The organism is Pseudomonas plecoglossicida NBRC 103162 = DSM 15088 (assembly GCF_000730665.1).
In the GTDB taxonomy this organism is placed as follows: domain Bacteria; phylum Pseudomonadota; class Gammaproteobacteria; order Pseudomonadales; family Pseudomonadaceae; genus Aquipseudomonas; species Aquipseudomonas plecoglossicida.
The window spans coordinates 20,423-30,218 of sequence record NZ_BBIV01000041.1 but is presented as its reverse complement, the minus strand read 5'-3'; the positions used below and the strand labels follow the sequence as shown (position 1 = coordinate 30,218).

Below are 9,796 nucleotides of genomic sequence, written 5' to 3'. Positions count from 1 at the left end.
GCAGGCGATGGGGCCAGTACAAATATCAGGGTGCGGTAGCTGCGGTACCGTTACCCGCCTTCGGCTGGCGATAAAGGTCGAGCAAGACCTGATCCAGCACCTGCGAAGCGCCCCAGGGTTTCGGATCGTTGAGGATCGCCGCCACTGCCCAGGTATTGCCATTGCTGTCACGGCTGAAGCCGGCAATGGCGCGTACGGTGTTCAGGGTGCCGGTCTTGATATGGCCCTCACCGGTCATGGCGGTGCGCTTGAGGCGCTTGCGCATGGTGCCATCCATGCCCACCAGCGGCATCGAGCTGATGAACTCGGCCGAGTACGGGCTGTTCCAGGCAGCCTGCAGCAGCGCCGCCATCTCACGGGTGCTGACTCGTTCGGCACGTGACAGGCCCGAACCGTTCTCCATCACCAGGTGCGGCGCAGTGATGCCTTTCTTCGCCAGCCACTGGCGCACCACGCGCTGGGCCGCGCGGGCATCGTCGCCATCGGCGTCAGTACGGAACTGTGCGCCGAGGCTCAGGAACAGCTGCTGGGCCATGGTGTTGTTGCTGTACTTGTTGATGTCGCGGATCACTTCGACCAGGTCCGGCGAGAAGGCTCGGGCCAGCAGGCGGGCGCTCTTGGGCACGTTCTCGATCCGGTCACGGCCTTGGATGGTGCCACCCAGTTCGTTCCAGATTGCCCGAACGGCGCCGGCGGCGTAGGTTGGGTGATCGAGCAGCGACAGGTAGGTCTGCGAGTTGCAGCCGTCGCCCAGCTGGCCGCTGACCACCACGCTGATCCCGTCGGGTTGGGCAACCGGGTTGTAGCGGACGTCGCCGGTGCATTGCTTGGAGGCCACGGCCTTGACCTGGTTGTCGATACGGATGCTGGCGATCGGTGGCTCGACGGCGACGGTCACCTTGCCGCCGTCATTGCGGGCGACGAAGCGCAGGGCCTTGAGGTTGACCAGCAAGGAATCGGGCTTGACCAGGAACGGCTTGTTGACGTCACCGCCATCGTCGTTGAACTGCGGCAGGTTGGGTTGCACGAAGTGGCTGCGATCGAGCACCAGGTCGCCGGTGACGGTGCGCACGCCATTGGCACGCAGGTCACGCATCAGCAGCCAGAGTTTCTCCATGTTCAGCTTCGGGTCGCCACCGCCTTTGAGGTAGAGGTTGCCGTTGAGCACGCCATTGCTGAGGGTACCGTCGGTGTAGAACTCGGTCTTCCACTGGAACGTGGGGCCGAGCAGTTCAAGGGCGGCATAGGTGGTGACCAGTTTCATGGTCGAGGCGGGGTTGACCGACACGTCTGCGTTGAACACGGTCGGCGTGCCCGGGCCATTGAGGGGCAGCATAACCAGCGACAGTGCGGTGTCCTGCAGTTTGTTGGCCTTCAGCGCCAGCTGCACCTTGGGTGGCAGGGCAGTGTTGACGGTTGCCGCATGGCTGGGCAATGCGAAAGGCAGCATCAGGCTGGCAAGAACGAGGGGGCGAAGCTTTTTGATCATATGAGGTTAATACCCTGCGGACGAGGGAAAAAGACATTGGGGTTGTAAGAGATGATGACCCCAAGACGAATATAGTGCGCATTATGCCCCAAGCGCAGCGCCTGTTGCGCCACGTTCGACGGAAAAGCGCCTTTGTACCGCGGAAACTGGTAAAGTGCCGCGCGTAATTACTCAAGAGGATTGTTTCATGGCTACCAACCGTTCCCGTCGTCTGCGCAAGAAACTGTGCGTGGATGAGTTCCAGGTTTTGCTAATTAGCAAAAAATAGTGGTTTGGTTGTCAAAAATCCTCTCTCTTCTGCGTCCGAATTCCTTCACCTTTCATGCCGCATCCCCTGGCGGCAGTCACCAGCTACCTCCCCCTCGCGCCTCTCTCATCCCTCGCTGATCCCCTGGCTTGACGCCACAAGATGGCCTTGAGGTTTCTGACCGCCCATAAAAAAACCACCTCGAAAGGTGGTCTTTTCACAAGCCAGCAATTACTCACTGCTTAAGCGCGATCACTTTGCAGCGTTGACCGGCTTCTCTGGGTACCAGGCGTCGAGCAGAGGACTGACTTCAACCTTGGTCACTTCGCTACGGCCTTTGAGCCATGCTTCGACAGCTGCGCGCTGCTCTTCGGTAACCGAGCCGCGTTCTGCTTTGCAAACCAGGCCGAAATCTTCGCCGCCGACGTAGTCCAGGCCATTGGCGTCCATGGCTTCGGTCAGGAAGTCATCGAGGAATGCATCGACTGCCTCATCATCCAGATCTTCCTTAAATTCCAGGTTCAGCTCAAAGCCCAATTCCTGAAACTCGTCCACACAAAGCTTTTTGCGAAGACGACGGGAGCGGTTAGTGGCCATCAAAAAATCCTCTAAGTAATTACGGCGCGCAGTCTATCAGCTAACACGTTCAAATGCCTGCTTTGTCCGATCAGCCGAGGTGTCAACGCTGCGTCCATGCACGCACACGCGAACACATGTGGCTCCGAGCCTCATCACCTCCATAGGCCCAGGAATTTCGGTCAGCTTCATTGCCGCGATGATCAACCCCTTCAAACGAGAACGCCCCCCCAGACCCCAGACCTCAGACCCCAAACCCCTCCAACGTCCACGGCAAGCCGGATGCACGCTCTACATGTAGAAGCTGTAGCTGACCTGTGGCTTTTCTGAGCTATCGATGTACTTCATGATGTCTCCGACCTTGTTGGCGCACTCCAGGGTGATGGGAAGGCGTCCGTCGAGCTGAGTGTTGTTCCAGTTCATTTTGGTCAGGCCGAGGATCTCCTTACACAGGTCTTCCAGCGACGAATCACTGTCGAACGCCTCGATGCGCAGGGGGCTTGGGATATACATCCCGGGGTAGGTCTTGTAGAAGTCCACGATGCCCTTCGTGTAGAGGACGCCCTGAGTTTCCGACAGGCTCAGCAGCGTGCCACGGGTGGGCGGGTAGTTCTTGTCGCTAAACAGCCGAATGTCCGTGGAGGTGATGGAAACCAGATCTTTTGTCCTGATGCCTTTGGCCTCCAGCACCCTGGAAAACCCGGCAACCTCAGTAGGTCGGAAGCGGCTGGACTTGTGAATCACCACGCGGGCGGGTTTTTGCATCAGCGCTTTCTCATATTCCGCTAAAGCGCTGTCTAGCAATTCATAAGCTTGAGCCTCATCCATGTAGGGGCGTCTGTCGCGCTTATCCAGCGACACTGGTGCGCCTCGCAGGATGACGCCATGGCCGAACTCATCAAAGACTTGAGCCAGGCTAGTGGACACGGTCTCACCGTCCCGGCTTTTGTAGAATCCAATCCCGATATAGCATGTCTTGGGCTTGAATTTGTCCTCGACCAGCCGCCAGGGCACAGTGCGGTTGCCCTTGTAATACAGTGCGGTGCAGAAGTTCCAGGCTTTGGTGGCTAGGTCTTGCTGGTCGATGGAGGGTTTGACAGACAGAATGGTCTTCTCCCGAACAAGCTGCAGAGGAATGCCTAGGTGCATGCATCGTGCTTTCAGGAGTCGTCGGAAGTTGTGTTCCAGGTAGGCCTCAAGCGTATCGTTGTCTTTCTCTCCGGTGGCCTTGGTCAGCGAGTCGAAAATATCATTGGGCACCACGCAGACGATCACGTCGATGGAACGGTTCTCAGACAGAAAGCGGATCTGTTCATAGTAAAGTTCGACACACTTTATGACTCGATCTTCGCGGGCGGTGATCTTAGAAATGTTGTTGATTTCTGACTTTTGAAGGGTGCGAGTGTACTGGGGGGATGACAGGATCTTCGTATAGAATCCATGGTACTCGTCTACGCCGCCAAATCCCCTGAAGAGGTTGGGGAACTTGGTTTCTTCTTTGCCTACGATACCCCGTTTGCATTTGTCTAGCCATTCATCCAGCAGGTCAACACCTTCACCACGCCCGACAATGCCAATGCGTAATTCGCTGCGGCGGAGCTCGTCACGTTTGTCGTAGACGCCCAACGTTTCGATTCCTGTCCTGGGGCAGATGTGGGCGCCGTTCCCGAACTCTAGCATTGGCTCTTTGAGGATCTTAATCTTCAAGGGTTAGTTCCTCTTCAAAATCTGCGCCTACATGTTCGCCATCAACGAGTTTCTCTTCGCAGGTAAGTTCTAGCAGTTCACCAAAGAAGCCGTGGTTTTCAGGATGCGCGCTCGCCGAATCTTCAGCATCTCCGGTATCCCTGTCCCCATACTCCGAAGTGTTCTGGTAAGTGCCAGAGTGGACGCCACCTACATCGCCTTCAAACTTATCAATGGGAACATTTGTCGAGCGCAAGTAGTAGGCCAGGAAGCGAACTATGTTTCGCACGCTTTGGTTGAATTCAAGTCGCTTCTGCTTTGACAGCAGGTCTTCATGGTAACGTGACTTTCGACTTCCATCGAAGGTATAGAGCCAGCTGGGTACGACGAGCGCGTACCATTGTGCTGCAATTGAGGTGAAGCTCAATTCGAAGGATAAATGAACGTGGTGAGCAATACGTGTTGGCTCTTTCTTGGACATTATCTGTTCGTAAACGCGGCGTGTCGACTTCTTCTTGCCTACCCAGTTCTCTTTGCGACCTTCGTCTTCGGGGTGATGGGGCTTGAAGAAAAAGAACTTATCGCGTCGCTCGTATACGACGTTGTGTGGTTTTAACGTTTCTCTAACGTGGCCATTCAGAAGGAGTTTAAAAATTTTAATGTTGTCGTCGATGTCTGAGTCTGAGAGGTCTCGGGTTTCAAGTGCTTCGATGGTGCCGATATCGACTATGTGCCGGATGCCTGAATTGGAGATGTCTTCGAAGGTGAATATCCGGTTTTCAAAACACACCCAGCTATCGGTATCGGCCCCATTAAGCAGGAGCGCCATTTTCACAAGGCTCTGCTTGGAGCAGCTGTTTTTCCTGAAATTCAGGTGCTCTCGGGCTTGTGCGAGTACGGAAGCTTCATTTATCAGCAATTCGGCAACGTACACGGTCTCAGGAGGCGTGACAGTGATTAGGTTGGAGGTCAGGGTGTGGGACTGATGGCCTTCACCGGCATTGAAATCAAGATAGGCATTGATATCACCCAGGATCAGCTTGAAGTCGGTGAGCACCCGTTCCTGGGCGGGTATCCGCAGCCCTGTTACCTTGGAAAGAATGTCACCGAGATCAATGATGTGAGTCTTTGTTGAAAATTGAAAGGCACCGTCTGTGATCTGGTCGATAGCGGCCTGGCTATACGAGGCTTGCTTGTTGGTCAGCATCAAGATGTACAGTTCATCGAACGTGTTGTAGAATTGCTTGCTGACGAAGTGGGTCAAGGTTTTCTTGACCTTTTCCAGAGACGTGGTTGCCGTCACCTGGAATGCGACCCGGTCATGGTCGTCACCTAGGTCGATGCCTGGGAAGTTTTTCTGTCTTCTGTTGAGGTTGATCAGGTTGGGGAGGTTGAAGGCTGCCTTCAGGATTGGGATCAGCGCATCTTCCAGGGACAAGTTAATGTCGAGACGGCCTTGTTTGGTCGAGAGATCGACTTGGCTGATGATTCTACTTACGACATCCCTTAGTTCATTCTCAATCTCTAACTGTCTCAAAGCTAAACACTTCCCTATTGACCGAATCGATAGTGGTGCTGTTACGAGAGCTGAGGCCGCCCCCATCCCGGGCGACAGAGCATTCTAGGCGGCGGAGAGTGGCATTGTACCACCATGACCTGAGTGCAGACTGCTTTTCCCCAGTAATCCCATTTCGGAATCCCTCCTAGGCCCAATAATTCCGGCACTTTTTACGTTTACATTTAGATGTATGCACCGTGTCGGCGGGGATGCCTATCTGTCCAAGCAGGGGGTACTCAGAATTCCTCCCGCTCGCCGAATTATTCAGCAAGGTAAATGTGAGCATGGCGGTGGTGGTCTGAGGCCGGGTTGGCTGCCTGGAAGCTTTGAGCGGGTGACGGCATTGGCTTTGAGGGGGGGACGCCTCGACCCCTACATGGGCAACTGATGGCCATCCGGGGGCATGCTTGTCGCAAGGCCACAATGGCCAAGCCTAAGCCCAAATCTAACCTGGGGTGTCTTTCAGGCGCCTGGAGTCCTTCTGGCCATTTCCTCGCTTTGGGGCCATGGGCCGGATACCATGGCGGCGAGAGTTGTGAGCCTCGGTGGGCGAGGCTGCAGTACTGGCTGCAGATAATGGCTGCAGATAATGGCTGGAGGTAGTGATAGCGGTCGTGGTCTGACCCAAGGGGTGTGTAGAGGGGGCGCAGTCGTACAAGGGGCGGGTGGTGCATGCCCATTTGCGTTGAATTCGGCTCCTCAGGCGGATATTCGTGCCAGCGGTTGAATTGACATATGCTGCTGATTTCCGGTATTTTCCTGATAGGAAAGACTAATCAGGACTGTCTCATGAGTCACGCATTGAAACCTACAGTCGCTATGCCGCAAGCGCGCGCAGGGCAGGCAGGCTCGCGTTTTAGTGCTGAGCACATCAATCACGCCAGAATGCGCAGCGCCATGAGAGAGGCGGTGGCTTCGACGATGGCGTCCCTGGCCGTGTTGCAAGCGTCCCGCGTGGTGTCCAAAGAATCACTGGAACGACCTCTAAGCACAATTTGATTGGGATAAATGCTTGAGCTTTGAGCTGCTGCCTTACTCTCATCAGTGCTTATTTGAGTGCCTTTTAGATGAATCTCAATATACTAGTGCCAATAGCATTAGTACGCGAAGGCATTTCAATTACTTTCAGCAGTATTTTGAAGAGCTGAAAGCCAAGACGATTCTGATTGAAAACGAGTATGTTGATCGTGACTATCTTCATGATCACGTTGAGTATTACGCGCGATGCTTTTGGGATTATCCGCGACGTACCCGTCGTCTTCATTTCTTCAGTGATGAAATAAGCATTGATGACTTTGAGAGGGAGTTGCTTACAACGCCTGCCACAGGAGTTTGTAGTAGGCTTCAAGCTGATTATCTTGGATTCATCGTTGTAAGGCCTCTCCCTCTAACGATCATTGGTCGCACCTGTCTACGAACCTACAGTACCGAAGATGGTCGACGGAATTTTCCTTCGCTGCGAATCTATCCTGTCAATCTGTATGGCATCGAACTTGAAGTAAAAAGCCTTGCTTACCAAGAGCAGGATCAAGTTGTAGCTGCGTGTGCCACGAGCGCGTTGTGGACGTGTTTGCAGGGTACTGGGAAGCTTTTTCAGCATCCCATACCTGCGCCAGTTGAGATAACCAGGTGGGCAAGCGATCAAATGCCTGATAACCCGCTAATTGTGGGTGTGCGGACATTTCCAAATACTGGCTTGACTGCGACTCAAATGGCGCAGGCGATCAGGCGTGTAGAGCTTGAGCCGCATATTATCCGTGCCGGAACAAAGTATGATCTTCATAGCGCGGCTTACGCTTATTTGAGGGGGCGCATACCTTCGATATTGTCAGTGCAGCTTACTAACTACAAGGATGAAAAACAAATAGCTGCTGGTGCTCATGCGGTAGCCATCACGGGTTATTCGCTACGCGATGACGCCGAATATGAATTTTCGCAAGATGGTTTTAGATTGCGGGCTGCGAAGATTGACAAGCTTTATGTTCATGATGATCAAACGGGGCCGTTTTGCCGTCTTGAATGGTCTCAGTTACCGACGCCCGAGATGGTCGGGAACGAGCAGCAGTTGCATGCATTGAAAAACTCATGGAGTGATACGGTTTATCAGCACCCTGATTTCTTGTTGCTGCCGTTGTATCACAAGATCAGGATTCCGTTTTCCTTGATTCATGATGAAATGCTGATCTTGAATGCTCTCTTGAATGCGTGGCGAGAAGCGTATGGCTACGTGGAGATACCGGAGTGGGATATTTACCTCACCACGGTCAATGATTATAAGTCATCTGTTCGGCAGGAATATGCAGGCTTAGGTGTGGACTTCCGTAGTAGTCTCTACACCCGTATGCCCAGATTCCTTTGGCGGGTAACGCTACGAGCACAGGGTGTCATTCAGATGGATTTCTTATTCGATGCCACTGGTCTGGCTCAGAATAGCTTGCTGATTCATTCTTTCTCGACCGAGTGTGAGAGTCGTGAGATTCTCTCGATTATGGCCATGCCTGAATATGAGAAAGAGCGTCTTGAACTTCCTGTGCAAGTGCGAGCTGTTATCGAGTCGTTCGGATCCGAGGGTGTCAGTCTCTGAAAGTTAAGTTTGAGTCTTATGATCGCTTTGGTGGGGCTGATGCCATTGTCAGTAGTGCGTTCAAATCTGACATGTCAACGCCGGCGTAACCTGCAGTGCCGGCGCTGGGGCAGTTTTGTTTGACAGCGTAATGCCAGTCGGAGTGAGTGGGATTTAAGCCTCGATCTTTAAGTGACTGTATATATTTCTTGATCGCTGCTAACTGGCTAGTGGTGGGTTCACCTGGTCGCAGCCCAAATTTCATTTTTAGATGGTGAGCTAATTTTTCGTCGTCGGACATATTTTATGCAGCCTTCATGAGTTAAAGTTTTCCGGGCGCATATGCGCGGATGAATTATTTGGATACAGGTTGTTGAATGGATGGCTGCTCAGGGGGTTTCGAATATCCTGCCGGAGGGTTGACCAGGTAGACCAACAGGAAGATTCCAATTGACCCGCTGGCGACGAGCTTCAAATACTGGCCGAATGAAGATATGCGTGCTTTGACATTCATGAGGCCTGGAAAGCCCACGGCAACTGCTGATAGCCCAAGCGCAAGAACTGGACGGAATGTGAACCATTGGGCGGGCGTAGGTTCTGGGAAAAAGATAACTAGTGCAACGCTGGCGACCAGAAGTATTATCCCGATCCCCACGCACATGATGATAGTCCATGGAGGAGTGTCTTTTTGATCTTCGATTGCTGGCATGGTGAACCCTACGGTTGGCAAATTTGCATCTGTGAAGGCTTGCTTCAGGTCTCGGCTTTTATCTGGTGCGCAGTACGCTTTGACCATTCTCTGCATGCTGGCCATGGCATGTTCATCGGGCTCTACCCTGACTTGCGGGAGGTAGGTTGCATGCAGTCGAAGCGTTGCAATGTGGATCAGGTACGACTTCAAATAGGAATGGCAGCTTTCCGCAAAGTTTGTAATCCAGTTACCGATTCGGTGTGCACCTAACAAATCGCTATTGGCAACGAATAATTCCAACGAGTTGAAGAAGGCGTTGCCAAGTCGTTGGCATTCAATGAGTTGGGCCACCGTCCATGGCTTTTCCTCGGCGTCCCATGCTATTGCAAGCGGTGTCAAAAAGGCGTGGTATTTATCGAGCAGCTTTTGTGCTTCAGCCTCCGCAGCAATCACGGCTTGCTGGTTGGTCATTTGTCCTTCCTCGGTGGCTGAGCCGCCATCAGGAGAACTGCATTGAGGTCGGACATGTCAAGCCCTTCCATTGACCAGCAGCGCCGCCATTCGATCACCTCGTCAATGATCTGGGCGAGTGCTTCGTGGGTCGTGGGCCTGCGCTCCTCGATGAGGCGCTGAATTTCCGCAAGTTCAGCGGCGGTAGGCTCCCACCCGGGAGTTTTCAGCCACATTTTGATGGCTTTTTTTAGCTGTTCTAGATCCATCTGGGTGCCCTCGATCGTGCGGCAGAAATGGGATCCATTGTGGATCGGCGCGGCATAATACCGATCTGCCAATGGCCCTGTCGAGGTATAACCGCCGCGCAACGGGGCGAGATGCTTGAGCTACTGGATGGCCTTTAGGGCAATGTCTCGACATTGGTGACCTACCAGAGCCGATGGGCGATGTGATCCCCGACCGGTCGGTGCACAACGCTGACCGGATTGATCTGACTGAAAGACGAAAGTGACGGCGGCAGTGACTTCAGGCAC

The 9,796-nt window shown here is 53.6% G+C and carries 7 protein-coding genes and 1 pseudogene; 2 read left to right on the top strand and 6 right to left on the bottom strand.

The window, feature by feature from the left end:
• Positions 1-25 precede the first annotated feature (25 nt).
• A complete protein-coding gene (dacB, locus tag PPL01S_RS19975) occupies positions 26-1,489 on the bottom strand; it encodes a D-alanyl-D-alanine carboxypeptidase/D-alanyl-D-alanine endopeptidase (RefSeq protein ID WP_016393044.1) in 1,464 nt (487 codons plus the stop codon).
• Between the two features lie 187 nt (positions 1,490-1,676).
• Here dacB and PPL01S_RS26065 point away from each other — a divergent pair.
• Positions 1,677-1,739 (top strand): annotated as a pseudogene (locus tag PPL01S_RS26065) (hypothetical protein); the annotation flags it as partial.
• 249 nt (positions 1,740-1,988) lie between these two features.
• Here the strand turns inward: PPL01S_RS26065 and PPL01S_RS19970 are convergent.
• The 3 genes from PPL01S_RS19970 to PPL01S_RS19960 form a co-directional block, all read right to left on the bottom strand.
• Positions 1,989-2,333 (bottom strand): YggL 50S ribosome-binding family protein, encoded by a 345-nt coding sequence (locus tag PPL01S_RS19970; RefSeq protein WP_016393045.1) that lies wholly within the window; start codon positions 2,331-2,333, stop codon positions 1,989-1,991.
• A gap of 270 nt (positions 2,334-2,603) precedes the next feature.
• Positions 2,604-4,019 carry an argonaute/piwi family protein gene (locus tag PPL01S_RS19965; protein ID WP_016393046.1) on the bottom strand — a complete coding sequence of 472 codons (1,416 nt, stop codon included), beginning with the start codon at positions 4,017-4,019 and terminating at the stop codon, positions 2,604-2,606.
• Positions 4,009-5,535, bottom strand: a complete 1,527-nt coding sequence (locus PPL01S_RS19960; protein WP_028626029.1) for an SMEK domain-containing protein — start codon at positions 5,533-5,535, stop codon at positions 4,009-4,011. Before PPL01S_RS19960 ends, PPL01S_RS19965 begins: the two co-directional genes overlap by 11 nt.
• 1,033 nt (positions 5,536-6,568) lie before the next feature.
• Between PPL01S_RS19960 and PPL01S_RS25210 the strand changes: the two genes are divergently transcribed.
• Positions 6,569-8,140, top strand: coding sequence for a hypothetical protein (locus PPL01S_RS25210; protein WP_156042678.1), 1,572 nt, complete (start codon positions 6,569-6,571; stop codon positions 8,138-8,140).
• Positions 8,141-8,474: 334 nt separating this feature from the next.
• Here the strand turns inward: PPL01S_RS25210 and PPL01S_RS19950 are convergent, their stop codons facing one another.
• Both PPL01S_RS19950 and PPL01S_RS19945 read right to left on the bottom strand, forming a co-directional pair.
• Entirely contained in the window at positions 8,475-9,281 is an 807-nt protein-coding gene (locus tag PPL01S_RS19950; RefSeq protein WP_016393049.1) for a hypothetical protein, read from the bottom strand.
• Positions 9,278-9,529 (bottom strand): hypothetical protein, encoded by a 252-nt coding sequence (locus tag PPL01S_RS19945; protein WP_016393050.1) that lies wholly within the window; start codon positions 9,527-9,529, stop codon positions 9,278-9,280. Before PPL01S_RS19945 ends, PPL01S_RS19950 begins: the two co-directional genes overlap by 4 nt.
• Positions 9,530-9,796: the final 267 nt, after the last annotated feature.